This window comes from Agarivorans sp. MS3-6, from assembly GCF_054112545.1.
Window position 1 is genome coordinate 3,147,508 of sequence record NZ_CM134202.1, and the last position, 25,782, is coordinate 3,173,289.

The window sequence follows — 25,782 nt, forward strand, 5'->3', positions numbered from 1 at the left end:
GATATGAGTATTGAAATTTTTGTACCAGATATTGGCGATGATGAAGTTGAAGTGACCGAAATTCTTGTCAATGTGGGCGACAGCGTAGAGTTAGAGCAATCGCTTATTTCGGTTGAAGGCGACAAAGCTGCCATGGAAGTTCCTGCTTCTCAAGCCGGTATTGTCAAAGAAATTAAAGTGGCGGTAGGCGACAGCGTTGCCACTAACGCTTTAATTATGATTTTTGAAGCTGAAGGCGCAAGCGCAGCGGCTGAAGCTCCGGTAGCTGAGGCGCCAGCGGCGTCTGCAGCGCCAGTAGCTGGCGCTGTTGAGCTGGTACACGTACCTGATATTGGCGATGATGAAGTAGAAATTACTGAAATCACCGTCAGTGTGGGCGACGTCGTAGACGCTGAGCAAACGCTAATTTCTGTAGAGGGCGACAAAGCCGCTATGGAAGTACCCGCACCGTTCGCTGGCACGGTTAAGTCAATCAGTGTGGCTGTGGGTGACAATGTGACCACCGGTTCATTGATTATGGAATTTGAAGTGGCGGGTTCTGCTGCTTCGGCTCCCGCTCCAGTGGCAGACACAGCGCCTGCGGCACCCGCTGCTAAGCAAGAACAACAAGTGCTGATCCCTGATATTGGTGACGACGAAGTTGAAGTGACCGAAGTAGCGGTAGCGGTAGGTGATAGCGTTGAGCTAGAGCAAACGCTGATTTCTGTAGAGGGCGATAAAGCTGCTATGGAAGTTCCGGCCCCGTTTGCGGGTGTGGTTACCGCGGTTAAGGTTGCGGTGGGTGATAAGGTGAAAACTGGTTCACTGATTATGATGTTTGAAGTGAGCGCTGCAGCGCCTGCTGCTAGTGCGCCTGCGGCGAGTGCTCCTGCAGCACCCGCGCCTGCAACTAAGCCCGCTGCCGCACCGGCTAAAGCGGCAGCACCCGCTAAAGCTGAGGCGTTTGTAGAAAATAATGCTTACTTCCATGCGTCACCGGTTATTCGCCGTTTAGCCCGTGAATTTGGCGTTGATCTAGCCAAAGTGAAAGGCTCTGGTCGTAAAGGGCGTATCGTTAAAGAAGACGTACAAGCTTACGTTAAACAAGCCGTTAAAATATTAGAGTCTGGCGCTAAAGCTGGTGGCTCCGGTATGGACGTAGCGGCTTGGCCAAGTGTTGATTATTCTAAATTTGGTGAAGTGGAAGAAGTTCCATTATCACGCATTCAGAAAATCTCTGGCCCTGCATTACATCGCAACTGGGTTAAAATACCTCACGTTACTCAATTTGACGAAGCGGATATTTCAGAAATGGAAGCCTTCCGTAAAGAGCAAAACGTGATTGCTGAGAAGCAACAGTTAGGCTTTAAGATCACCCCATTGGTGTTCATGTTAAAAGCAGCAGCAAAAACCTTAGAAAGTTTACCTAAGTTTAATTCTGCCTTATCTGATGACGGCAACAGCCTGATCATGAAGAAATACATCAACATTGGTATTGCGGTAGATACGCCAAATGGCTTAGTGGTGCCAGTAGTACGTGATGTGAATAAAAAAGGTATTTACCAACTGTCTGAAGAGCTGGTTGAAATTTCTAAGAAGGCGCGTGCTGGTAAACTCACTGCGTCAGATATGCAAGGCGGCTGTTTCACCATTTCAAGCTTAGGTGGCATAGGCGGTACTCAATTTACGCCAATTGTAAATGCCCCTGAAGTGGCTATCTTAGGGGTGTCTCGTAGCGAGATGAAACCTAAATGGAACGGTAGTGAATTTAAGCCGAAGCTAATGTTGCCATTAGCCTTGTCTTACGACCACCGAGTGATTGATGGCGCCGACGGTGCGCGCTTCATCTCTACCTTAAGTGGTTTGCTAGGTGATATTCGCCGACTAGTACTTTAGTAATAAGAGCTGGATGTTTACCATCCGGCTCTTCTTTTTTATATCGATTAACCGTAAACTCAGTTTAGCTGCATGTATAAACAACATACCCTACAGCGGCTTAACAACATAACAATACCAAGAGGTCATCAATGAGTAAGGAAATCAAGACCCAGGTGGTAGTACTGGGTGCAGGCCCTGCAGGTTATTCTGCTGCCTTCCGTGCTGCCGATTTAGGTTTGGAAACGATAATTGTAGAACGCTACGCAACCCTTGGCGGCGTATGTCTAAACGTAGGCTGTATTCCATCAAAAGCATTGCTGCACGTCGCTAAAGTGATTGAAGAAGCTAAATCACTGGCCGAGCACGGCATTGTATTTGGTGAGCCGCAAACCGATATTAATAAAATCCGTACCTGGAAAGAGAAAGTGATCAGTCAGTTGACTGGTGGCCTCGACGGTATGGCTAAAATGCGTAAAGTGAAAGTTGTTCAGGGCCTAGGTAAATTTACCGGCGCTAACTCTTTGCAAGTTGAAGGTGATGATGGCGTTACTACCATTAATTTCGACAACGCGATTATTGCTGCTGGCTCGCGCCCAGTAAAACTGCCATTTATTCCGCATAATGACCCGCGTGTTTGGGACTCAACAGATGCGCTAGAACTTAAAGAAGTTCCAGGCAAATTGTTAGTACTAGGCGGTGGTATTATTGGTTTAGAAATGGGTACCGTTTACGGTGCGCTAGGCAGTGCCATTGATGTAGTAGAATTTGCTGACCAGCTAGTACCAGCAGCAGACAAAGATGTTGTTAGAGCTTACACCAAGAAGGTGAAAGACAAGTTTAACATCATGCTAGAAACTAAAGTTGTGGCGGTTGAGTCTAAGACAGACGGCCTATACGTGACTTATGAAGGTAAACAAGCCCCGCATGAGCCAGTGCGTTATGACGCAGTACTGGTAGCGGTAGGCCGCGTGCCAAACGGCTTAGGCTTAGACGCTGAAAAAGCCGGTATTACGGTGACTGAGCGTGGCTTTATTGAAGTGGATAAGCAGCTGCGCACTAACGTGCCTCATATCCACGCGATTGGCGATATTGTGGGGCAACCTATGTTGGCACACAAAGGGGTGCATGAAGGCCACGTAGCGGCTGAAGTTATCTCTGGTAAGAAACACTTCTTTGATCCTAAAGTGATCCCTTCAATTGCTTACACCGAGCCAGAGATGGCATGGGTAGGTCTTACTGAGAAAGAAGCTAAAGCTCAAGGTATTAACTACGAAGCCTCGGTGTTCCCTTGGGCTGCTTCGGGGCGTGCAATCGCTTCTGATTGCGCCGAAGGCATGACTAAGATGATTTTTGATAAAGAATCTGGTCGAGTTATTGGTGGTGCGGTAGTAGGTACTAACGGCGGAGAATTGCTTGGTGAAATTGGCTTAGCCATTGAGATGGGTTGTGATGCTGAAGACATCGCGTTAACTATCCACGCTCACCCAACCTTGCATGAGTCGGTAGGTTTAGCGGCAGAAATATTTGAAGGAAGTATTACCGACCTTCCAAATGCGAAAGCCAAGAAAAAGAAAAAATAGACTCTGATAGTGTAAAAAACTACAGTTATAAAGGCAGCTTAGGCTGCCTTTATTGTTTGTATTTCAAAGGAATGACTCTTGATGCAGCTGATGCGAAACAGTTTATTATTAATGCTGCTTTTGGTGATTACCTGCAGTGCTGTGGCTCGCCCTAAGATAGGTTTAGCTTTAAGTGGTGGAGGTGCCAAAGGTGCAGCCCATTTAGGGGTAATTCAGCTTTTAGAAGAGTATCAGATCCCGGTTGATTACGTGGCGGGGACCAGCATGGGGGCCTACTTTGGCGCAATGCTGGCAATGGGGCATAGTGCCGAAGAAATCGAAGCGATGACATTTTCTATTCACTGGGAAAGTGGCTTTGTTGATGAAGTTACTCGCAGCGAACTGTCGTTGCGTAAGAAGAAGCAGCAAGATAACTATCAAGTCGCGCTACCTTTAGGGCTTAGCCAAGAAGGCATTCAATTGCCCAAGGGCGCTGTGCAAGGCCAAACCATGGCTGAAATTTTGCGCTTTGCCACCAGTAATCTAGAAGCGCTAGCCAGTTTTGATGAGCTAGCGATACCGTTTCGAGCGGTGGCTACCGATATGGCAGAGATGAAGCCCTATGTTATACAGCATGGTGATTTAGCAGTAGCGATGCAGGCGAGCATGTCGGTGCCGGGGGCGCTACGCCCAGTTGAATTAGACGGTAAACTGTTATCTGATGGCGGAGTTGTCAATAACATGCCGGTTGATGTGCTCAAAGCCATGGGCGCAGATATTATTATTGCGGTAGATATTGGCTCACGCCTTAAATCACAGGATCAGCTTAATAGCGCTGTAGATGTGGTAGACCAGCTTTCTATCTATTTAACGCGCTCGGGCACAGAACGGCAGATAGCGTTATTAAACGTAGGGGATTTGCTGATCTCTCCAGATATGACAGGTATTGATACCGCTGATTTTTCTGCCATGCCACTGGCTTTAGCGCGCGGTAGAGAAGCAGGCAGAGAGCCTATCTCCAAATTGGCGCAGCGGATTGGTGCCCATGACTCGCAGCAATATATAGCCTATCAACAAACGATTCAGCAGCGCAAAGCCAAGCTAAAATTACATGAACAGTTTGTGGTGAGTCGCATTGAGCTAAATAATCATTCTAGTTTGAGTGATGCGGTTATTTTAACCCGTTTACAGCTTAATCAGGGAGAATTGCTATCTAAGGCAGAGTTAGAACAAAAAATTGGTCAACTGTATGCATTAGGTACCTTTGAGCGAGTGGATTACCGAATCAGCACCGAGCAAGGCGACAATGTTATTCACCTTGATACTACCGAAAAGAGCTGGGGGCCTGGTTATTTGGATATGAAAATTGGCTTACAAGAAAACTTTTCAGATAGAACCGAAGCCAATATAGGTGTGGGGCTAACCTTAACCAATTTAAATGGGCTTGGCGCAGAATGGCGTAACGAAGTTGAAATTGGTTCGATTAAGCGGTTGTATACCGAGTTCTACACCCCGATTACCGAGAATTTAAAATACTCATGGACCGTTTCGGCAGAATATGACAAAAGAAATCGGCGTATTTATGACATTACCGAAGATTTTGATTATCTAGAAGCTGGCTTTACAGACCTAAAATTTCGCACCCATATCGCTTGGAATTACCAGCCTTGGCAAGAGTGGTCTCTAGGGCTAGCCGCCAAGCGCGGCAATATTAAAGTGAACGGTATTGCTGCGGAAGCAAATTATTGGCTTTATGGCCCCTATTTTAAATTTGATTATGACACGCTGAATAGTTGGGCGTTTCCCACGAGCGGAAAAATGTTGGATCTGAACCTCACTTTATATAACGAAGATGTGGATGATTTTTCTAGCGTATTAGCGCCAAGCTTTGAAATGCGCTGGAAATATCCATTTGGTTGGAACAAACACCACCTCAATTGGTTTGGCGAATATGGTAGCAGTGGCAGTGATTTTATAATTCCAACGGATGCACAAGATCTTGGTGGTTTTCTACGCTTATCGGGCTTTACCTACGAGCAGCTGTCAGGACGCTATAAAGCGCTCACAGGCTTGATGTACTTTTATCAGCTGCACAGCTATCAATCGCCGCTTTTCCAAGCGCCAGTTTTTGTTGGTGGGTCTTTAGAAAATGGCGGTGTTTGGAATAGTTCCAGCGACATTTCATATAGCACTGCGTTGTGGGCCGGTAGCGTGTTTGTGGCTTTAGATACCAGCACGTTAGGACCGATAGTTTTGTCCTATGGGCACAATAAAACCGAGCAAACTTTATATTTATTTATTGGCAATGACTTCTAAATACGTAACAAATGTGAATAAATTGTAACTTTTAAGCTTGTGGCTAAAGTATAATATTGCGTTTAAGTTGCTGTTTAATAAGTGTTAAATGGTTTTTTTGGCGGCGTTAGCTAAACGTCGATATTTTAATTTATAGTTAAAACAGCTATAATCTCAGCCCGATGTGGCCAGCCAAGTCATTGGCCCACTCATATGGAAATCCCCTACGGGCATTATTACAATAAGGAGCGAGCCGTGCTAGAAAGCTACCGCAAACACGTCGAAGAGCGTGCTGTTGAAGGTATTGTACCTAAACCCCTCGATGCTGAACAAACTGCAGGATTAGTAGAGTTATTAAAAGCTCCGCCAGCGGGTGAAGAGGCATTTTTACTAGATTTATTAGCTAACCGAATTCCACCAGGTGTTGATGAAGCTGCTTATGTAAAAGCGGGCTTTCTTGCCGCCATTGCTTCAGGTGAGGTAAGTTCGCCGATCGTATCTCCTGCTTATGCTACTGAGTTATTAGGTACCATGCAGGGCGGTTACAATATCGAGCCACTGATCTCATTATTAGATAACGCAGAGCTAGCGCCGATTGCTGTTACAGCATTATCTCGCACCTTATTGATGTTTGATTCTTTTCATGATGTGGAAGAAAAAGCCAAAGCGGGTAATAGTTTCGCTCAGCAAGTTATGCAAAGTTGGGCTGACGCCGATTGGTTCTTAAAACGCCCTCAAGTGGCCGAGAAATCAACCCTTACCGTGTTTAAAGTGACCGGTGAAACTAACACCGATGATTTGTCTCCAGCCCCTGACGCATGGTCTCGCCCAGATATTCCTCTACATGCTTTAGCGATGCTAAAAAATGCCCGTGACGGTATCGAACCTGATCAAGCTGGCAGTATTGGCCCTATGAAGCAAATCGAAGCCCTTAAACAAAAAGGTCATCCTTTGGTTTATGTGGGGGATGTGGTCGGTACTGGTTCATCACGTAAATCAGCAACTAACTCTGTGCTGTGGTTAATGGGCGATGATATCCCCAATGTACCTAACAAGCGTGGCGGTGGATTCTGCTTAGGCGGTAAAATTGCACCTATCTTCTTTAACACCATGGAAGATGCCGGCGCGTTGCCGATTGAACTCGACGTAGAAACCTTGAACATGGGCGATGTTATCGACATTTACCCATTTACTGGCGAAGTGAAAAAAGCCGGAACCGATGAAGTGGTTTCAACTTTTGAGCTAAAAACCGACGTATTACTTGATGAAGTGCGTGCTGGTGGCCGTATTCCACTGATTATCGGCCGTGGTTTAACTGACCGTGCTCGTACCTCACTTGGATTGGCTCCTTCAGAAGTCTTTAAACGCCCGCAAGACGTGGCTGCTTCAAGCAAGGGCTTCACCCTAGCGCAAAAAATGGTGGGTAAAGCCTGTGGTGTAGCGGGTATTCGTCCTGGTCAATATTGTGAACCGAAGATGACGACCGTGGGTTCACAAGACACAACCGGCCCAATGACCCGTGATGAGCTTAAAGATTTAGCCTGTTTAGGTTTCTCTGCAGACTTAACCATGCAGTCTTTCTGTCATACCGCGGCTTATCCTAAGCCGGTAGATGTGACCACTCACCATACCCTACCAGACTTTATAATGAATCGTGGCGGCGTATCATTGCGTCCTGGAGATGGTGTCATTCACTCTTGGTTAAACCGCATGTTATTGCCTGATACCGTTGGTACGGGTGGCGATTCGCATACTCGTTTCCCAATTGGTATTTCGTTCCCTGCGGGCTCTGGTTTGGTGGCGTTTGCCGCGGCAACCGGTGTTATGCCACTAGACATGCCTGAATCTATTTTGGTTCGCTTTAAAGGTGAAATGAAACCAGGTATTACTTTACGTGACTTAGTACATGCCATTCCTTATGCTGCGATTAAAAATGGTTTGTTAACCGTTGAGAAGAAAGGTAAGAAAAATGCCTTCTCTGGCCGCATTTTAGAAATCGAAGGCTTAGAAAACCTAAAAGTTGAGCAAGCCTTTGAATTGTCTGATGCTTCAGCTGAGCGCAGTGCCGCAGGTTGTACCATTAAGTTGGCTAAAGAGCCAATCATTGAGTACTTAAACTCTAACATTGTTATGTTGAAGTGGATGATCGCTGAGGGGTATGGTGACCGTCGTACTATTGAGCGCCGTATCACTGCTATGCAAGAGTGGATCGCTAACCCTGAGTTGATGGAATCGGATAAAGACGCTGAATATGCTGAAATTATCGAAATCGATCTCGCCGACATCTCTGAGCCAGTATTGTGTGCGCCAAACGATCCTGATGATGCACGCTTGCTGTCTGAAGTGGCCGGTCAACAGATTGATGAAGTGTTCTTGGGTTCTTGTATGACTAACATTGGTCACTTCCGCGCAGCGGGTAAGTTACTGGATAAACATACCGGTTCTTTGCCAACACGTATGTGGGTTGCACCGCCAACACGTATGGACCAAAAGCAGTTAACTGAAGAAGGTTACTACGGTATTTATGGACGTGTAGGTGCGCGTACCGAGATCCCAGGTTGTTCACTGTGTATGGGTAACCAAGCACGAGTGGCTGATAACTCGACGGTGGTATCTACCTCTACGCGTAACTTCCCGAATCGCTTAGGTACGGGTGCCAATGTTTACCTTGCATCAGCTGAATTAGCCGCAGTGTCGGCTATTTTGGGCAAGCTGCCAACTCCTGAAGAATACCTAGAGTATGCGAAACAAATTGATGCTACCGCAGCTGATACTTACCGTTACTTGAACTTTGATCAAATTAGCGACTACACAAAAGTAGCCGATGAAGTGATTATTCAAGCAGCGGTATAGTTTTTCAACTAATCCAAAAAGCGTAGCCTTTAGCTACGCTTTTTTATGTCTGAAATTTGTTTACGCACTGACGGCTCCGATCGTTATACGCATCCATTAGCTCAATCTTAATCCTTCCATTATCTGGTCAGTTTTCCCTTCGGCTTTGACGATATTTTTTATATATAAAATGGCAAATAAAAATCATTTTAAGATTTTATACGGTGTTTGATCATGTTTTCAGGCGCTATATGCTGTTTTTGTGGATAATTACAGTTATTACTGGTATAACTTTTGCGCTACATTGTACTAGTTATTCTCTTGCGGTTGGAAAGAAGTATGTCCTTTAATGATGTTGTTATAGTTGGCCCTTTGGCCGTAGATATGAGCCAAAATAGTATTACATTTAAGGATAAAAGTGCCTATTTGGGACCATTAAGAACCCACTTATTGGGGTATTTATGTAAACATGTCAATCAAGTTGTTGGCAGAGACGACTTGTCTGATGCAGTCTGGGGACGCAGTGTTTCAGACCATACAATTAATCAGCATATCTCTCAGCTACGAAAAGTGATTACCACTTTAAATAATACCGACTTAACCATCGCCACGATTCCTAAAAAGGGGTACATCGCGCGTTGTGAAGCCGTCGCTCAAAAAGATAAAGCTAAACCTATTTTAGTTCAGCCAAAAGTATTGCTGTTGAGTGATTCTGATACTTGCCAGGCCTTACAAGCCCAGAAGGCGAACGGCGAGCTGAAAAACGTAGAGCTCTACTCTGAGATCTCGCGGGTACAAGAAAAGCTAATGACCAGCGAGTTTCAGCTGCTAATTGTAGATGTTGATTTAGCCAATGCAGAAGGCTTTAAGTTAATCAAGGCGATCAGAACTGGCCAAACCTTAGCCAGCTCAGATGTTGCGGTAATGGCCTTGGCGGCTGAAGCAGATAAAAAGCTAATGGGCTTTAATGTGTTAATGGATGTTCAAGGCTTGGCTCTAAAACCCATAGACGGTCAGCTATTAGATAGACAAATAAAGTCTGCTCTTGGCGCTCGGTTTAAGCTCAAGCCTAATGCTGCTTATGAATTAGTGCCTACTATGTTTAATCAGTGTACCGAGCTACACTTACAGTCAACTTGTGCAAATAATTAGACTGGTAGTATGGAACTGACAATACGCCGTTCGTTAGACGGCGTTTTTTTTATCGATTGTGGCGATGAGCAAAGATGTTTTGCTATGTGGTTAGAGCGAGAGCTTAACAATGACCGTGATTTTGTAGCTCAGTTGCTTGGGCGCTTAAAGTGTTTACAAGCGCTAGACGAGCTTCGTATCGATAGTGCGGAGTTTAGGTTTGTTGCGAATCGAGATGAGGTGTTAATTAAGGTTTCCACCGATACGCTGGGTGACGACGTCATCGACCAGCTTGATGACCTGAATCTAGATGCGGCTGAAAGTGCCTGCGGTTATGACGACTTCCTGTTGTTATTGCAAAACATCATCGATTATTAGCTTGGTGCAAGCGCGCTAAGCGTCGCTGAGCTTTTTACCGCTCCCTACTGTGTTATCTAATTTTCCATATTCATCAAGGTACTATGGGAAATATAGGCCTTAGGCCTTACTCACTTATTCCCTTCCAAATGTTTAACTGCACTCTATTAGGGCTTTTTAGTCTCGACTGTTTAATGATTGTTCCAAGTTGGGTCAATGTTAAATTTTTGTGCTCTATATTGGTGCGCCAAGCTTTGCCGTGAAATTGGGATTTTAAATTAAGTTGTTGTTTTTAATGGTTTAAATTGTTGTGGCACACACCTTGTTAGTAACTAACTAAGACTGGTTAATCGATGACTCTTTGGAGGAGTTAAAATGAAACTAATAAGTGCGATAATTAAGCCATTTAAACTAGATGATGTTCGCGAAGCTATCGCTGAAGTGGGTGTTGATGGTTTAACTGTATCAGAAGTGAAAGGTTTTGGCCGTCAGAAGGGCCACACCGAACTTTACCGGGGTGCTGAATACCAAGTGGATTTTTTACCAAAAGTAAAATTAGAAATTGCCACTAGCTCAGAAAATGTTGACCGAATCATTGAAGCTATTTCTAGTGCTGCTTACACCGGCAAAATTGGTGACGGTAAGATTTTTGTTTATGACTTAAGTAACGTTGTACGTATTCGTACTGGCGAAATGGATGCAGAAGCTATTTAAGGGGAACCTAAATAGCTTATTAATAGGGATTACGGGGAAGTAATTATGGAAAACGAAATTTATCAACTGCAGTACGCAATGGACACCTTTTACTTTTTGGTGTGTGGTGCGTTAGTAATGTGGATGGCAGCGGGTTTCTCGATGCTAGAAGCTGGCTTAGTTCGTGCTAAAAACACCACAGAAATTCTAACTAAGAATATCGCGCTTTATTCTATCGCTTGTATCATGTACTTGGTATGTGGTTATTCAATCATGTACGGCGGTGGTATTTTCTTATCGGGTATCGAAGCTTTTGATTTAGCAGGTGTTATCGCTGATAAACAAGACGCTGGCTTTGATGGCGGCAGCGTATACTCAGGCGCTTCTGACTTCTTCTTCCAAGTAGTATTCGTTGCAACGGCAATGTCTATCGTATCTGGTGCGGTTGCTGAGCGTATGAAGCTTTGGGCTTTCTTAATCTTCGCTGTAGTGCTAACTGGTTTCATCTATCCTCTAGAAGGTAGCTGGACGTGGGGCGGTGCAGACGTATTTGGTTTATACAACCTTGGTGACCTTGGTTTCTCTGACTTCGCTGGTTCTGGTATTGTTCACTTAGCCGGTGCCGCTGCTGCATTGTCAGGTGTATTACTACTAGGTGCTCGTAAAGGTAAATACAGCAAAAACGGTTCTGTTAACCCAATTCCTGGTTCAAACATGCCGCTAGCGACTGTGGGTACCTTCATCTTATGGATGGGTTGGTTTGGCTTTAACGGCGGTTCTGTATTGAAACTGGCCGATGCTGCAAGTGCTCACTCTGTGGCGATGGTTTTCCTTAACACCAACGCAGCTGCAGCTGCGGGTGCAATTACTGCGCTTATCGTATGTAAGTTAACATGGGGTAAGGCTGACCTAACCATGCTTCTAAACGGCGCGTTAGCAGGTCTAGTTGCTATTACTGCTGAGCCTTCTACTCCTACAGCGCTTCAAGCGACGTTATTCGGTGCGGTTGCTGGCGTATTGGTAGTGGCTTCAATCGTGTTCTTCGATAAGATTAAGATTGATGATCCAGTAGGTGCTATCTCTGTTCACGGTGTTGTGGGTCTGTTCGGTCTATTGATTGTTCCACTAACTAACGACGGTGTAAGTTTCTCTGGCCAAATCATTGGTGCATTAACCATCTTCGGTTGGGTATTTGTTTCAAGCTTCATCGTATGGAGCATTCTGAAAGCGGTAATGGGTATCCGGGTTTCAGAGGAAGAAGAAATGAACGGTATGGACTTACATGATTGTGGTATCGATGCATACCCAGAGTTTGTAACAGTAAAATCTTCTAACTAAGAATATTTAATTATCAAAAAGGCCTGCATTAGCAGGCCTTTTTTTGTTTTAAAACATAGTCAATCCCTTTTACTCGTGCTAATCTAAAGCCAAATGATAACGATTTGTATTTAACTTGTTGTGAAAGGATTAATTCGTGAAAAATACACCATTCTCTTCATTAACGGCTTTAGTAGTATCACTGGTGGTTGCTATACCGGCGTTTGCTGCTGAAGAAGTTAACCTTTATTCGTACCGTCAGCAAAGTTTGCTACAACCGCTTACTGATGCGTTTACTGCAGAAACGGGCATCAAAGTAAATGTTGTTCATGCAGAGAAAGGCTTGACCGAAAAAATCAAGGCGGCGGGTGCCAATAATCCAGCCGATTTAGTGCTTACTGTGGATATTGGCCGTTTGGAAGAAGTTCGCGCAGCGGGCTTATTTGAGCCTGTTAATTCAGCTTTGATTAATGAGGTTATTCCTGCGCATTTACGCCACCCCGAAAACCTTTGGTTTGCATTGACTACCCGCGCTCGGGTTATCTATGCACATAAAGATCGGGTTGCAGCTGGGGAGTTAAACTCGCTGAATGATTTAGCGGACCCTAAGTGGAAAGGGCGTATTTGTACTCGCTCTGGTAAACACGTCTACAACATTGGGCTTATCGCTTCGGTTATCGCAGAAGACGGTGAAGCTGCTGCAGAAACATGGTTACGTGGTGTTAAAGATAATTTAGCTCGTAAACCTCAAGGTAATGACCGCGCTCAAGCTAAGGCCATATTTGAGGGGCAATGTGATTTAGCCATCGCTAATCGTTACTACATGGGCAAAATGTATTACAACACCAAAAGCCCCGAGCAGCAGCAATGGGCAGAAAATATTCGTGTTGAATACTTGGACCAACAGGTGGGTGGCCGTGGCCAGCACATCAATATTTCTGGCGCAGGTTTATTGAAAACGGCTAAAAATAAAGCCAATGCTATTAAGTTACTCGAATTTTTAGCCGGTGAGCAAGCACAGGGCCTTTACGCTACCGCGAATTTTGAAGAGCCGGTTCGTCAGGGAATTCAAACCGATGAGTACATTGAGAGCTTAGGCGATTTTAAAGCTGACCGTATATCATTGCAGGCGGTGGCAGAGCAGCGCGCAGCAGCAGCACGTTTAGTTGACCGTGTTGGCTTTGATATGTAAAGGTTGATAAACTTAGTTTATATTACCAAGCTTTATAAAGCTGACCTTGGGTCAGCTTTTTCTGTATTAACGACAGCCGGTCTGTTTGGAAACTATGAGTAAACCCTCTACACCCCATTCATTTGGATTGGTTACAGCTGCACCTCAATTTGACCGTTGGGTGTGGATAGCTGTAAGTATCGCTTTATTGGCCTTTGTTCCTGTTATCACTTTGGTCAAATTGTCTTGGGCGAATAACCTGGAAATTTGGCAGCATTTACTCGATACGGTGTTTTGGATTTACGTAAAAAATACGGTGTTGTTATGTATTGGGGTGGCGTTCTTTACGAGCCTAATCGGCACCGGCGCCGCGTGGTTGGTGACGCGTTTTGATTTTCCGCTTAAGTCGATGCTGGTCTGGGGCTTATTGTTACCTTTAGCCGTACCTAGCTACATCTTAGCTTTTGTTATTACCGATCAATTGGAGTATGCAGGCTTTGTACAAAAAAGCCTGAGGGCGTTATTTGGTTGGCAAACAGCTCGTGATTACTGGTTTCCTGAAATACGCTCTATTCAAGGGGCTATAGCGGTACTCAGCTTAGTATTATATCCCTACGTATACTTATTGGCGCGCGCCGCATTTGTAGAGCAGGCCGCACAACTTTTCGAAATGAGTCGCTGTTTAGGTAAAAGCCAAACGCAAAGTTTTTTCAACGTTGCCTTACCTTTAGCGCGACCCGCCATTGTTGTCGGGGTGACGCTGGCGTTAATGGAGACGATTAACGAATATGGCACCGTAGAATTTTTTGCGGTACCAACACTAACCGCTGGTATCTTTGACGTTTGGTTAAATATGAGCAGTCTCTCCGCTGCTGCGCAGATTGCAATGATGTTGGTGAGCTTTTCCATTTTGTTACTGGGCTTAGAGCGTTATAGCCGTAATGCCGGTAAGTTCTACAAGCTAACTGGCCAATCTCCAGCCATGTTTGCAGAGCCGCTAAAAGGAGCAAAAGCTTGGCTGGCAACGGGGTTATGTCTGTTGCCGATTGGTTTAGGTTTCTTATTACCGATTGCGGTGTTGAGCAATTACGCACTGCGTAATCTCGACTCTGGTTTAGAGCAATACATGAGTAGTGCTTGGAATAGCTTCTCGCTCGCGGCAATGGCAGCCATCGTTACCACGGTGTTAGGTTTATTGCTGGCTTATGGTGTGCGTCTATCGAAAAGCGCCAAGATGAGGAGCATCGCCGAGGCGGCGACCTTAGGTTACGCCATCCCTGGGGCGGTGTTGGCGGTAGGGATTCTTTACCCTTTAGGCTTGTTAGACAACGCCCTAGATCGTTTAATGACGGCGTGGTTTGATTATCCGCTTGGCTTGCTATTTACCGGTACTGGCGGGGCCTTAGTTCTGGCCTACTCGTTACGTTTTATTGCACTTAGTTATCGAACTCTGGATGCCAGTTTAAGTAAAATTACCCCAGAAATGGATGACGCTTCTCGAGTGCTGGGAGCGCAATCAGGTAGAACACTATGGCGTATTCATTTGCCATTGATTCGACCTAGTTTATTGACAGCGATGCTGTTGGTGTTTGTTGATACCATGAAAGAATTGCCGATAACGCTTATTTTACGGCCATTTAACTTTAATACTTTATCCACTCAAGTGTGGGATCTTGCTTCGCTTGAACAATTGGAGCAAAGCTCATTAGCGGCTTTGACCATTTTGTTGGCGGGTATTATCCCGGTGATTATTATGAGCCGAAACATTGGTTCATCAGGCTCTGGCCGCAAAGGAAACTAAAACAACAATGAGTATTGTGTTACGTCAAGTTAATCACTTTTACGGTGAGCAACAAGCACTTAAAGACATTAATATTGAGGTTGAAGAAAACCAAATAGTCGCCTTGCTGGGGCCCTCTGGTTGCGGTAAAACCACCTTGTTACGTTTAATTGCAGGTTTAGAGCGTTTGCAAAGCGGTGAGTTGTATTTGCAAGAGGCATTAGTCGCTTCTCCTGCCACGGGGACCCACCTTCCGCCGGAACAGCGGGCTATCGGTATGATGTTTCAAGACTATGCATTGTTTCCACACATGAGTGTTAGGGCTAATATAGAGTATGGTTTGCGCAAGCAGCAAAATATTGCCCAGCGTCGCCAATGGATCGAAGACAGTATTGATAGTATGGGAATGCAAGGCCTACTAGAGCGTTATCCGCACACCTTATCTGGCGGTCAACAACAACGTGTAGCATTACTTCGCGCGTTAGCACCAGAACCTAATACCATGTTGTTAGACGAGCCATTTTCAGCGCTAGACGAACATTTGCGCCAACAGGTTAGAGAAGAAACCCTAGATATTCTTAAAAAAAGCAATACTCCAGCGGTAATGGTGACTCACGATCCCCTTGAAGCAATGTTCATTGCTGATCGCATTGTTGTTATGGAGCAAGGGCGTATTGTGCAAAATGCCTGCCCGCAAGATATTTATTTGCATCCGGAAAATGCTTTTGTTGCCGCTTTATTTGGCCCCAGTAATCGTTTTGTGGCGAAGGTTAAAGCAGGCAGCGTAATGACACCTTTGGGTGAGATTACGGTTAAGCATATTGCTGACGATCATCCAGTAGAAGTGATTATTCGTGCTAAGGATGTCGTGGTACATCAATTGGAGAACAGTGAACTTGTTGAAGCCACTGTAATATCGGTACATGCAATGGGCAATGAAACTCATTTTAGATTGCAGTTGGCCACGATGCCTGAGCGAGTTGTTCATGCGCGAATGCGGGATCACTGGCAAGCGATGTCTGGTACAAAAGTGTGGTTGTCAGTAGAAAAAGATGCGGCGTTTGTTTTCCCCAAAAGCTAGCTTTTGAGGAAAACTTCAAACCGTTTACCCTATTTCAAATAGGTCTTTCACTGATTGAAATACGCTGGCGATATCAACTTGGCGAGTCGGGGTGATAAAAATGGTATCGTCGCCGGCAATGGTACCTAATATGCCCTCAGCCTTACCTAAAGAGTCAAGCAGCCTAGCAATAAGTTGGGCGGCGCCGGGGCTGGTATGAATAACGATTAAAGCATCATTAAAGTCCATTTCTAGGACTAAAATCTTTAGCTGACTAGAAACCGTCGGAACCCCTAGTTCAGCGGGTAAGCAATAAACCATTTCCATTTTGGCATTACGGGTGCGGACCGCGCCAAACTTACTCAGCATTCGTGAGACTTTTGACTGGTTTATATTTTCATAACCCTGATCTTGTAGGGCCGTTACAATTTCGGCTTGTGAGCCAAATCGCTCTTCTTTTAATAGTGATTTAAAGGCTTTTACTAATTGTTCTTGTTTGTCGCTATACTTCATCGGAGGTCCGAGCTTATAAGTCCGCGTTTATTGTCTCCAACTTTTTATGCTATATCAACTTTATTCTAGTTTTGTGCATATAAATGCATAGCTAAACACACTATTGGAGCGTGAGTTTTATCTATTAGTTGTTTGCATAGCTAAAGCTGCATTAAGATAGGGGCTACTCGCTATCATGTGTAAATGATTATGTGCTTAAAATCACTATTATTTGTTCCGCTTTTTTTCGTTCAGCTTAGTTACGCGGCAGTGCAACCGCTACGCGTGGTCACTGAAGCCTCTTATCCGCCTTTTGAATCATTTGATGAACATAAGAGCATTGTCGGTTTCGATATTGAATTGGCGAAGGCGATTTGTCAGCAGATTAATCGCCAATGTGAATTTTATCACCAACCCTTTGACAGTCTGCTAAGCAGTATTGCTGCAGGGCATTACGATGTAGCCATCTCTGCTTTAGATATCACCGAACAGCGTAAACAGACGGTGAGTTTTAGCGATGCGTATTTTGTTAATACCGCTGTTTACTTAAGCACTGCAGGTGTTAATGTCACCGAGGGAGCGGCGGTAGCGGTGCAAAGCGGTTCGAGTTTTCAACGCTTTTTACGTAGCCAGCGGCCCGCGTTCTTATCCATTGCTTACCCCAGCTACCAGTTAGCTTTAAACGATTTACAGCAAGCCAAAATCGATGCGGTATTTTTAGATTCTGCCGCCGCTCACTATTGGTTAGCCCAGCATCCGAAATTTGTCATTCAAACAGAAGAAAGCTACCCCGCGAGTGGTTTGGGTATGGCTGTATCACAGCAAAGCGTCGATCTGCTGAAGCAAATCAACCATGCGCTTAAAGTGTTAAAAAATAATGGTAACTACCAAACCATATACCAATCCTTTTTCTAGTGACAAACACTGTTAGACCAAGGTCTTAAGTGAGATTGTTAAAGTGTGATTAAGGCAGGCTTTTTCTGTTTTATAGTTGCTTTAAAAATGTTGCTAAATTGTATTTTGATGTGGATTCGGCTATCGTGTTTGCTGTCTGTAAAGACATCCCCTCTACAATTACAAAAAAGCATGGAGAAGTTGGATGAAAGTTGCCGTATTAGGTGCCGCTGGCGGAATTGGCCAAGCCCTTTCATTACTATTAAAAACCCAGTTACCTGCTGGTTCTGAACTTTCGCTTTATGACATCGCCCCAGTTACACCTGGTGTTGCTGTTGATTTGAGCCACATACCTACCCAGGTGGCTATAAAAGGATTTGCAGGCGAAGACCCAACACCAGCACTTGAAGGTGCTGATATCGTATTAATTTCTGCTGGGGTTGCTCGCAAACCTGGTATGGACCGCTCAGATTTGTTCAATATCAATGCAGGTATTGTTAAAAACCTGATTGAGAAAGTGGCAGTTACGAGCCCTAAAGCCTGTATCGGTATTATCACTAACCCGGTTAATACCACGGTACCAATTGCTGCTGAAGTGTTGAAAAAAGCCGGTGTTTACGACCCCGCAAAATTGTTTGGTGTAACTACACTTGATGTTATTCGTTCAGAAACCTTTATTGCTGAAGCAAAAGGTTTAAACCCTGCAGACATCAAGCTTAATGTTATTGGCGGGCACAGTGGCGTCACTATCTTGCCATTGTTATCGCAACTAGACGGTATTTCATTCACTGATGAAGAAATTGCCGCGATGACCACGCGTATTCAAAACGCTGGTACAGAGGTGGTTGAAGCTAAAGCGGGTGGCGGTAGCGCTACCTTATCTATGGGCCAAGCCGCTGCACGTTTTTGTTTGTCCTTAGTGAAAGCGGCTCAAGGCGAAGATGTGATTGAGTGCGCCTACGTAGATGGCGGTAGCGAACACGCTAAATTCTTCGCTCAACCGGTGCGTTTGGGCCCACAAGGCGTAGCTGAAATCTTACCTTACGGTGACATTAGCGCTTTTGAAAAAGCGGCTATTGACGGCATGTTAGATACCCTACATGGCGACATCGATAAGGGTGTCGAGTTTGTATAAACTCTCAGCCTAAACGATGATAAAGGAGTGCTTGCACTCCTTTTTTTTACCCGCAAAAGGGCCTTCAGCTTTTTGCCGAGGTGCCGATAGCTTAACTGTTAGCAGAACGCTGTTAAAAGATAGGAACGGCAAATGAATAAGCAATTAATTAGCTTTATGCTGGTCGCAGCATTAACCCTGCCCGTTATGGCAGAGTCCATTGATTCTCTGTCAGTGGATGATGAGCTCGATGCCGAGCAGCAAGCTGCTGTGCCAGTCGATCCAACAGAATATACTAGCCCCTCAGATATTGGTGCGGTGCAAATCTATAAACAAGCTGAGCTGATCTCATGGATTAACAATAACCAGCACTTGGCTCGAGTAAAAGCCGATGAATGCCAGTTGGTTGAAGATATTGGTGCTCGTGCAGAGAAAGTGGCTATACCGGCTTATCAATTTTTGTGGGGCGACATGTTAGCTTGGGGCGTTTGTGTTGACCCAAACCCTGAACTTGGCGTTATGTATATGTGGCGAGCGGCCAATCAAGGCTTAGCCGCGGCAATGGAGCAGCTAGGTCGCTATTACGCTACCGGTACGTTAGTACAGCAAGATTATGCCAAGGCAATTCCTTTACTGCGCGAAGCCGCTGGCCAAGGTTTTTTACCTGCACAGCTAAGATTGGTGGCCTTGTATGTTGAAGGCAAAGGCAGTCCTTATGATTACGAAGACGCCTATCGCTGGCTTCATCACTCGATCATTGCTGATAAAGCGGTGCACCGTGAAGCTAGTTTACTGCTGGCATCTTTAGCCAAGAAGATGCCCAATTATGTGGTTGATAAAGCTAAAGCAAGCAACCAACCCTACTAAAGGCCTGCCCAAAGCATTACCATAGGACTATTCTATAAAGGATAGTCCTTTATTTGTTTAATTTTGGCAGGTTAGTTAATGCAAAATCAGGCTGTGTCGGCCACCTTAAAATCGACCCTCTTGGCTGCTCTCAATGAAGAGATGGCGCCGGTGTCTAAAGATTGGTTACACGCTTTGTGTAGCCCTGAAGAAAGTGCGCAATTTGGTGCTACCTTAGCTCACTTACTTGAAGAGGGCCTCTTGGTAACCACCCGCATCGGCGCGTTTACCTTACCAGAACGACTAGGCTTAGTGACAGGGACTATTATTGGTCATAGAGACGGTTTTGGGTTTCTTAAAACCACTCAAGAAGGTAGCGATTTATTCCTACCCGCCAAAGAAATGCGCAAGGTCTTCCATAATGATTTTGTGTTGGCCGCTCCCTCGAGTATGGATAAGCGTGGTCGTAGAGAAGGACAAATCGTTAAGCTACTGAAACAGCGTAAAGTTGAATTGGTAGGGCGCTTTTTTGTTGAAGGTAACCACCGTTATGTGGTGCCTGATGATTCGCGTATTAACCAAGATATTTTAATTGCCAAAAGTGATACTGCTGGTGCTCGTCAAGGCCAAGTGGTGGTGGTTGAAGTCATTAGCCGACCCTCTGCGCCGAAATTGGCGGTGGGTAAAGTTATCGATATTCTTGGTGAGAAAATGGCGCCTGGCATGGAAGTACAAGTGGCGCTGCGTAATCATGATATTCCCCATGAATGGCCAAAGGCTGTTAGCAAGTCCGTTAGCAAGCTTGAAGAAGAAGTCGACGAAGCCGCTAAACAACAGCGAGTAGATTTACGTGCTCTTCCATTGGTGACGATTGATGGCGAAGATGCGCGAGATTTTGATGACGCGGTCTACTGTGAAGCTAAAAAATCGGGAGGCTGGCGTTTATGGGTCGCCATTGCTGACGTGTCTTACTACGTCAGACCTGACTCTGCACTTGATAGAGAAGCCTTGCTGCGTGGTAACTCGGTCTATTTTCCTGACCAAGTTATTCCGATGTTGCCCGAACAGCTATCCAATGGATTGTGTTCGCTGAATCCACAGGTTGATCGTTTGTGCATGGTGGCCGAGATGACCATTTCCGCTGCGGGGCGATTATCTGGCTATAAGTTTTATGAAGCAGTGATGCACTCTCATGCGCGTTTTACTTATAACAAAGTAGCTGCGATTTTAGAGGGTGATGAAGCCCTAATTGAACGTTATGCCCAGCAAGTGCCGCATCTAGAAGAGCTACACCGTTTATATAGCGCATTAAAAGTGAGTCGCGCGCAACGTGGTGGCATAGAGTTGGAAACCCAAGAAACCCGCTTTATTTTTAATGCACAGCGAAAAATTGAGCAAATTGTTCCGCTGACTCGTAATGATGCACATAAGATGATTGAAGAGTGCATGATTCAAGCAAACGTGGCGGCGGCAAAGTTTGTTGAGAAGCAGCAACAAGCCATTTTATATCGGGTTCACGATAAACCGGGTAAAGAGCGTTTAACTAATTTTAGAGGCTTTTTAAATGAACTTGGCCTACCGCTAGGTGGCGGGGACGAACCTCAACCTAGTGATTACTTTAAATTGGTTGCAGACATCCAACAGCGCCCTGATCTAGAACTTATTCAAACGATGTTGCTGCGCTCGATGATGCAGGCTGTTTATCAGCCCGATAATCTTGGGCATTTTGGTCTGGCACTAAAATCTTATGCGCATTTCACCTCACCAATTAGGCGTTATCCTGACTTATTGCTGCATCGAGTGATCAAGTATTTGGTCAACAAGCAAGATACCGAAGCGGCTGGTAACACCATTAGTAATAAGTGGACCCCCACTGGCGGATACAGCTACTCAGAAGATGAGATGGAAAAGTTTGGCGAAAACTGTTCAATGACCGAGCGACGTGCCGATGACGCCACACGAGAAGTGTCAGATAGTTTGAAATGTGAATATATGCTCGATCATGTGGGGATGGTTTATTCAGCGACCATTGCCGCGGTAACGGGTTTTGGCTTCTTTGCGCGTTTAGATGAGTTCCATATCGACGGCTTAGTACACATCAATTCTTTACGTGGCGATTATTATCATTATGATGCAGCACGCCAATTGTTAGTGGGAGAGAAAACCGCTAAACGTTTTCGCATTGGTGATGCGGTAATGGTGAAGGTAGCGTCAGTCAATATGGCGGACCGAAAAATGGAATTTATCTTGGTCAACAAAGACGGCCAAGAAGATGAGTTTGACCGGCCAAACCGCAGGGCTAAACCTAGCAATCCTCCTCGTGGTAAGCGTTTTGCCGCCAACCGAGAAGAAGACGCTAGCGGGAAGCCAGCAACGGCCAAGAAAAAGCCGCGCCATCGCGATACCAAAAATAAAGGTAAACGCCGCCAACCGAGTGCTGTTAGTGAGACCAATAAAGACTCTGGCACAGAAAATAAAGGGGGTTTTAGCCCTTGGCAGCAGCGTGACCCAAAAGCCAACAAAGCTAAAGGCAATAATGAGTCGGCTAGCCCTAAGCGTAAAAAACCGAAAAAGAAACGTAAGCAACGCCCTGGTAAACAAGAGCGCAGCGCCGCTAAACAACAGAAGAATCAATCATGAGCCAACAAGTAATTTATGGTTTGCACGCTGTGCAAGCTTTATTAGAACGAAGCCCAGAGCGAATTATCGAAGTATTTGCTTTAAAAGGTCGTCAAGATGAACGGCTACTTCCTTTGCTTAACGAGCTTCGTCGTTTAGGGGCATCGGTGCAGTTTATGCCACGTAAGGCCCTAGACGACAAAGCCGAAAGCACTCAACACCAAGGGATTGTGGCTCGGGTTAAAGCGGGGCGAGGGTATAACGAACACGATCTTAAGCAATTAGTTGAATCAACGACAGCGCCGCTATTTTTGATATTAGACGGTGTCACCGATCCGCATAACCTAGGCGCTTGTTTACGTAATGCCGATGCTGCTGGGGTGGTGGGGGTGATTGTACCTAAAGATAACTCGGTGCAGTTAAATGCCACGGTTCGTAAGGTGGCCAGTGGCGCGGCTGAAACCGTCCCTCTAGTGGTGGTGACCAACCTCGCCAGAACGCTGCGAGAGTTGCAACAAATGGGCGTGTGGGTGGTTGGCACCGCTGGCGAGGCCGAACAGTTTATTTACGACACAAAGTTACAAGGCCCTATGGCTATTGTTATGGGTGCTGAAGGTACCGGTATGCGCCGCTTAACACGTGAAACCTGTGATGAGCTAATCAAGCTACCCATGCTAGGGGCTGTATCAAGTTTAAACGTCTCTGTCGCTGCGGGAATTTGTTTATTTGAAGCGGTTCGTCAGCGTCGCTAAGCCTCCACTTGTTTGCTGATTAAAAGCCACTGAATAGTTAATCTAGCAGTGGCTTTTATTTAGCTTGATTAAATTCTCACCTTCGCATAGAATCAGCGCCCCTAAAACAGTCATTTTACTTTTAGTTCCTTGCCTCTTCGGTTCGACTGTACCATGAACGAGGCTATAACCCGTAGGGAGCAATCATGCGTCATTACGAAATCGTATTCATGGTCCACCCAGACCAGAGCGAACAAGTTCCAGGTATGATCGAACGTTATTCTGCAGTTATCAATGATAACGGCGGAAACATCCATCGCTTGGAAGATTGGGGCCGCCGTCAATTGGCTTACCCAATTGAGAAGCTGCATAAAGCACACTATGTTCTTTTGAACATTGAAGCCAGCGCAGAAGTTGTCGATGAATTGGAAACTGCTTTCCGTTTCAACGATGCTGTTATCCGCAACATGATCATGCGCACTAAGTCTGCTGTTACAGAGATGTCTGCAATTGCTAAAGCTAGAGATGAGCGTCCAGCTCGTCGTGATGATGAGCGTCCAGCTCGTCGTGAAGAAACTGAAACAGCAACTGAAGAAGCTCCAGCAGTAGAAGCTAAAGAAGAGTCAGCTAGCGAAGAATAAGACGCATGTCTGAAAATAGGTTGGTTTTGCAGGGGCGGGTATTACGCGCACCTAAACGCTCTACCAGTCCAGCCGGTGTTGCTCACTGCCAGTTTTGGTTAGAGCATCGTTCGCAGCAGCAAGAAGCTGGATTTTCGCGCCAAGCCTATTGTCAAATGGCAGTAGTTGCAAGTGGCGATATTTTGAAGCAAGATTCATCGCATATAAGTATGGGGTGTGAGGTAAAAGTAAGTGGCTTTTTAAGTAGCCACAAAGCGGCCAACGGTACATACCGATTGGTACTTCATGCTTCTGAAATTGATTTGTTATCACGAGGATAATGTTATGGCACGTTTTTTCCGTCGTCGTAAATTCTGCCGCTTTTCAGCGGAAGGTGTTGTAGAGATCGACTATAAAGATACTACAACATTGAAAAACTACATCACTGAAAGTGGTAAAATTGTACCTAGTCGTATTACTGGTACAAGCGCTAAATACCAACGTCAACTTGCACGCGCTATTAAACGTGCTCGTTACCTGGCTCTATTGCCATACACTGATTTACATAAGTAAATTCTTGTATGCGATTGGCCTAACTCAATCGAATATTTCGAGGAAAGGTAATGGAAATTATTTTATTAGATAAAATCGCTAACTTAGGCGGTTTGGGTGATCAAGTTAATGTTAAAGCAGGTTACGCACGTAACTTCTTGATCCCACAAGGTAAAGCTGTACCAGCAACTAAATCTAACGTAGAAGTTTTTGAAGCTCGTCGTTCAGAATTAGAAGCTAAGTTAGCTGAAACTTTGAAAGTATCTGAAGCTCGCGCTGAAAAACTAAACGCTCTAGAAGCGATTGTTATTGAAGCTAAAGCTGGTGAAGAAGGTAAACTATTTGGTTCTATCGGTACTCGCGACATCGCAGACGCTATTACAGCGGCTGGTGTTGAAGTAGTGAAATCAGAAGTTCGTCTTTCTAACGGTGTACTACGTAACACTGGTGAAGTTGAAATTGTTATTCAAGTTCATACAGACGTTAGCGCTACTGTTACTCTACAAGTTGTTGCTGCAGAATAAATTTCTGTTCAATTGCTTGATAAAACCGCGCCTCGGCGCGGTTTTTTTGTATATTAACTACTATTTTGGTTTATTGTGAAAGATAGTCAGCACTTATCCGGTTTTTGACTGTAGAAGATATTAGCGAAATATAACAAGGAGTGTGATCGTGCGTTTAATCATGGTACTGGTGATAACTTTATTCAGCCTATCATCGCTAGCTAAGAGTAGTTGGTCAGAAATAGCAGCACAGGCTAAGGGACAAACCGTTTATTTCAATGCTTGGGCTGGCGCTGATAATATTAATGCTTATATTCGTTGGGTTGCCGAACAGGTAAAGCAGCAATACGATATTGAATTAAGCCATGTGAAAATTACTGATACCGCTAATGTAGTTAGTCGAGTTTTAGCCGAAAAAGTGAGCGGAAGAAGCCAAGGTGGCAGTGTTGACTTGGTATGGGTCAACGGCGAAAACTTTCGTAGCTTAAAACAAGCAGGCTTATTATTCGGGCCATTTAGCCAACAGTTGCCGAATTTGGCATTGACCGACCAAACTAACCCCGCACTTCTCTATGACTTCACTCTTCCTGTGGAAGGTTTCGAATCGCCCTGGGGCGGAGCGCAACTCACCTTTTATTATGACAGTGAGCGCCTGAAGCAAGCGCCTAAGTCGATGGCTGATTTAGTTACTTATTTGAAGATTAACCCCGGGCTGTTCACTTACCCTGCGCCTCCTAGCTTTTACGGTTCAACCTTTATTAAACAGGCATTGTTGGAGACCATCGCTGATCCTGCTCAGTTATATCAGCCGGTAAATAAACAAACCTTTGATGATGTGACCGAAGACTTGTGGGCCTTATTGGATGAGTTGCATCCTTTGATGTGGCGTCGCGGTCAAAGCTTTCCAAGCGGCAGCGGACAAATACAACAACTGGTCAATGATGGTGAATTGAGTATTGGTTTTAGCTTCAACCCTAACGATCCTGCTGCGGGTATAGAACAAGGTTTATTACCTAACTCTATACGCAGTTATGTTCATGACAGTGGCACCATCGGTAATACTCACTTTGTTGCTATTCCTTTCAATAGTGACGCTAGCGCGGCGGCGATGGTTGTGGCGAACTTCTTGCTGTCTCCTGAAGCACAAGCTCGCAAAGCCGATTTAGATTATTGGGGTGACCCCAGCGTACTAGATCTCAGTAAACTATCGGAACAACAGCAACAGTTTTTTGCTAAACAGCAGAGCAGCTTAGCAAGCTTAAGCGCCGAAGATAGAGCTAAAGTATTGGCTGAGCCCCACGCTAGTTGGGTGGGCTTATTGGAAGCCGAATGGTTGCGCCGCTATAGTCGATGAGTTTT

22 protein-coding genes are annotated in these 25,782 nt (G+C 45.2%); 21 read left to right on the top strand and 1 reads right to left on the bottom strand.

Translation table 11 applies throughout. The features are described 5' to 3' along the window. Positions 1 to 3: 3 nt before the first annotated feature. From aceF to ACVFI8_RS14500, 11 genes are all read left to right on the top strand, one after another. Positions 4 to 1,875 (top strand): pyruvate dehydrogenase complex dihydrolipoyllysine-residue acetyltransferase, encoded by a 1,872-nt coding sequence (gene aceF / locus ACVFI8_RS14450; RefSeq protein ID WP_457871721.1) that lies wholly within the window; start codon positions 4 to 6, stop codon positions 1,873 to 1,875. Between the two features lie 131 nt (positions 1,876 to 2,006). Continuing rightward, positions 2,007 to 3,437 carry a dihydrolipoyl dehydrogenase gene (lpdA, locus tag ACVFI8_RS14455; RefSeq protein WP_248712869.1) on the top strand — a complete coding sequence of 477 codons (1,431 nt, stop codon included), beginning with the start codon at positions 2,007 to 2,009 and terminating at the stop codon, positions 3,435 to 3,437. Positions 3,438 to 3,518: 81 nt separating this feature from the next. Then, positions 3,519 to 5,732 (top strand): patatin-like phospholipase family protein, encoded by a 2,214-nt coding sequence (locus tag ACVFI8_RS14460; protein WP_457871722.1) that lies wholly within the window; start codon positions 3,519 to 3,521, stop codon positions 5,730 to 5,732. Between the two features lie 234 nt (positions 5,733 to 5,966). Continuing rightward, positions 5,967 to 8,564, top strand: coding sequence for a bifunctional aconitate hydratase 2/2-methylisocitrate dehydratase (acnB, locus tag ACVFI8_RS14465; protein WP_248712867.1), 2,598 nt, complete (start codon positions 5,967 to 5,969; stop codon positions 8,562 to 8,564). 318 nt (positions 8,565 to 8,882) lie between these two features. Next, positions 8,883 to 9,695, top strand: a complete 813-nt coding sequence (locus ACVFI8_RS14470) for a winged helix-turn-helix domain-containing protein (RefSeq protein ID WP_248712866.1) — start codon at positions 8,883 to 8,885, stop codon at positions 9,693 to 9,695. Between the two features lie 9 nt (positions 9,696 to 9,704). Further along, on the top strand, positions 9,705 to 10,052 hold the full coding sequence (locus tag ACVFI8_RS14475) for a YacL family protein (protein WP_457871723.1): 348 nt from the start codon (positions 9,705 to 9,707) through the stop codon (positions 10,050 to 10,052). A 354-nt stretch (positions 10,053 to 10,406) separates the two neighbouring features. Beyond that, positions 10,407 to 10,745: a P-II family nitrogen regulator gene (locus ACVFI8_RS14480; RefSeq protein WP_016400812.1), complete on the top strand. Its 339-nt coding sequence runs from the start codon at positions 10,407 to 10,409 to the stop codon at positions 10,743 to 10,745. Positions 10,746 to 10,790: 45 nt separating this feature from the next. Next, entirely contained in the window at positions 10,791 to 12,062 is a 1,272-nt protein-coding gene (locus tag ACVFI8_RS14485) for an ammonium transporter (RefSeq protein ID WP_457871724.1), read from the top strand. A 136-nt stretch (positions 12,063 to 12,198) separates the two neighbouring features. Next, positions 12,199 to 13,233 (top strand): extracellular solute-binding protein, encoded by a 1,035-nt coding sequence (locus ACVFI8_RS14490; protein WP_457871725.1) that lies wholly within the window; start codon positions 12,199 to 12,201, stop codon positions 13,231 to 13,233. A gap of 94 nt (positions 13,234 to 13,327) precedes the next feature. Beyond that, a complete protein-coding gene (locus ACVFI8_RS14495; RefSeq protein WP_248712862.1) occupies positions 13,328 to 15,013 on the top strand; it encodes an ABC transporter permease in 1,686 nt (561 codons plus the stop codon). 7 nt (positions 15,014 to 15,020) lie between these two features. Beyond that, on the top strand, positions 15,021 to 16,073 hold the full coding sequence (locus ACVFI8_RS14500; RefSeq protein WP_457871726.1) for an ABC transporter ATP-binding protein: 1,053 nt from the start codon (positions 15,021 to 15,023) through the stop codon (positions 16,071 to 16,073). A gap of 24 nt (positions 16,074 to 16,097) precedes the next feature. Here the strand turns inward: ACVFI8_RS14500 and argR are convergent, their stop codons facing one another. Beyond that, positions 16,098 to 16,565, bottom strand: a complete 468-nt coding sequence (argR, locus tag ACVFI8_RS14505; protein WP_248712860.1) for a transcriptional regulator ArgR — start codon at positions 16,563 to 16,565, stop codon at positions 16,098 to 16,100. A gap of 249 nt (positions 16,566 to 16,814) precedes the next feature. Here argR and ACVFI8_RS14510 point away from each other — a divergent pair, with 249 nt between their 5' ends. The 10 genes from ACVFI8_RS14510 (at position 16,815) to ACVFI8_RS14555 (ending at position 25,777) form a co-directional block, all read left to right on the top strand. After that, positions 16,815 to 17,459, top strand: coding sequence for a transporter substrate-binding domain-containing protein (locus tag ACVFI8_RS14510; RefSeq protein WP_457871727.1), 645 nt, complete (start codon positions 16,815 to 16,817; stop codon positions 17,457 to 17,459). 184 nt (positions 17,460 to 17,643) lie between these two features. Then, positions 17,644 to 18,573, top strand: a complete 930-nt coding sequence (gene mdh / locus ACVFI8_RS14515; RefSeq protein WP_248712858.1) for a malate dehydrogenase — start codon at positions 17,644 to 17,646, stop codon at positions 18,571 to 18,573. A gap of 132 nt (positions 18,574 to 18,705) precedes the next feature. Further along, entirely contained in the window at positions 18,706 to 19,419 is a 714-nt protein-coding gene (locus tag ACVFI8_RS14520) for a tetratricopeptide repeat protein (RefSeq protein WP_248712857.1), read from the top strand. Between the two features lie 78 nt (positions 19,420 to 19,497). After that, positions 19,498 to 22,038, top strand: a complete 2,541-nt coding sequence (gene rnr / locus ACVFI8_RS14525; protein ID WP_248712856.1) for a ribonuclease R — start codon at positions 19,498 to 19,500, stop codon at positions 22,036 to 22,038. Further along, the gene (gene rlmB, locus ACVFI8_RS14530) at positions 22,032 to 22,769 is read left to right on the top strand and encodes a 23S rRNA (guanosine(2251)-2'-O)-methyltransferase RlmB (protein WP_248715656.1); all 738 of its coding nucleotides are present in this window, start codon (positions 22,032 to 22,034) and stop codon (positions 22,767 to 22,769) included. The genes rnr and rlmB overlap by 7 nt, the downstream gene beginning before the upstream one ends. Before the next feature lie 185 nt (positions 22,770 to 22,954). Next, the gene (gene rpsF, locus ACVFI8_RS14535) at positions 22,955 to 23,389 is read left to right on the top strand and encodes a 30S ribosomal protein S6 (protein ID WP_457871728.1); all 435 of its coding nucleotides are present in this window, start codon (positions 22,955 to 22,957) and stop codon (positions 23,387 to 23,389) included. Between the two features lie 5 nt (positions 23,390 to 23,394). After that, positions 23,395 to 23,709, top strand: a complete 315-nt coding sequence (gene priB, locus ACVFI8_RS14540; protein WP_248712854.1) for a primosomal replication protein N — start codon at positions 23,395 to 23,397, stop codon at positions 23,707 to 23,709. A 4-nt stretch (positions 23,710 to 23,713) separates the two neighbouring features. Next, positions 23,714 to 23,941, top strand: a complete 228-nt coding sequence (rpsR, locus tag ACVFI8_RS14545) for a 30S ribosomal protein S18 (RefSeq protein WP_137673721.1) — start codon at positions 23,714 to 23,716, stop codon at positions 23,939 to 23,941. Positions 23,942 to 23,991: 50 nt separating this feature from the next. Beyond that, positions 23,992 to 24,444, top strand: coding sequence for a 50S ribosomal protein L9 (gene rplI / locus ACVFI8_RS14550; RefSeq protein WP_248712853.1), 453 nt, complete (start codon positions 23,992 to 23,994; stop codon positions 24,442 to 24,444). 148 nt (positions 24,445 to 24,592) lie between these two features. Then, positions 24,593 to 25,777, top strand: a complete 1,185-nt coding sequence (locus tag ACVFI8_RS14555; RefSeq protein ID WP_248712852.1) for an ABC transporter substrate-binding protein — start codon at positions 24,593 to 24,595, stop codon at positions 25,775 to 25,777. The last annotated feature ends 5 nt before the right edge of the window (positions 25,778 to 25,782 follow it).

What these genes read in the sequence shown, in the direction of transcription:
- aceF (WP_457871721.1), top strand. Translation starts at nt 4, where the DNA reads ATGAGTATTGAAATTTTTGTACCAGATATTGGCGATGATGAAGTTGAA.
- lpdA (WP_248712869.1), top strand. Translation starts at nt 2,007, where the DNA reads ATGAGTAAGGAAATCAAGACCCAGGTGGTAGTACTGGGTGCAGGCCCT.
- ACVFI8_RS14460 (WP_457871722.1), top strand. Translation starts at nt 3,519, where the DNA reads ATGCAGCTGATGCGAAACAGTTTATTATTAATGCTGCTTTTGGTGATT.
- ACVFI8_RS14470 (WP_248712866.1), top strand. Translation starts at nt 8,883, where the DNA reads ATGTCCTTTAATGATGTTGTTATAGTTGGCCCTTTGGCCGTAGATATG.
- ACVFI8_RS14475 (WP_457871723.1), top strand. Translation starts at nt 9,705, where the DNA reads ATGGAACTGACAATACGCCGTTCGTTAGACGGCGTTTTTTTTATCGAT.
- ACVFI8_RS14480 (WP_016400812.1), top strand. Translation starts at nt 10,407, where the DNA reads ATGAAACTAATAAGTGCGATAATTAAGCCATTTAAACTAGATGATGTT.
- ACVFI8_RS14485 (WP_457871724.1), top strand. Translation starts at nt 10,791, where the DNA reads ATGGAAAACGAAATTTATCAACTGCAGTACGCAATGGACACCTTTTAC.
- ACVFI8_RS14495 (WP_248712862.1), top strand. Translation starts at nt 13,328, where the DNA reads ATGAGTAAACCCTCTACACCCCATTCATTTGGATTGGTTACAGCTGCA.
- ACVFI8_RS14500 (WP_457871726.1), top strand. Translation starts at nt 15,021, where the DNA reads ATGAGTATTGTGTTACGTCAAGTTAATCACTTTTACGGTGAGCAACAA.
- argR (WP_248712860.1), bottom strand. Translation starts at nt 16,565, where the DNA reads ATGAAGTATAGCGACAAACAAGAACAATTAGTAAAAGCCTTTAAATCA.
- mdh (WP_248712858.1), top strand. Translation starts at nt 17,644, where the DNA reads ATGAAAGTTGCCGTATTAGGTGCCGCTGGCGGAATTGGCCAAGCCCTT.
- ACVFI8_RS14520 (WP_248712857.1), top strand. Translation starts at nt 18,706, where the DNA reads ATGAATAAGCAATTAATTAGCTTTATGCTGGTCGCAGCATTAACCCTG.
- rnr (WP_248712856.1), top strand. Translation starts at nt 19,498, where the DNA reads ATGCAAAATCAGGCTGTGTCGGCCACCTTAAAATCGACCCTCTTGGCT.
- rpsF (WP_457871728.1), top strand. Translation starts at nt 22,955, where the DNA reads ATGCGTCATTACGAAATCGTATTCATGGTCCACCCAGACCAGAGCGAA.
- priB (WP_248712854.1), top strand. Translation starts at nt 23,395, where the DNA reads ATGTCTGAAAATAGGTTGGTTTTGCAGGGGCGGGTATTACGCGCACCT.
- rpsR (WP_137673721.1), top strand. Translation starts at nt 23,714, where the DNA reads ATGGCACGTTTTTTCCGTCGTCGTAAATTCTGCCGCTTTTCAGCGGAA.
- rplI (WP_248712853.1), top strand. Translation starts at nt 23,992, where the DNA reads ATGGAAATTATTTTATTAGATAAAATCGCTAACTTAGGCGGTTTGGGT.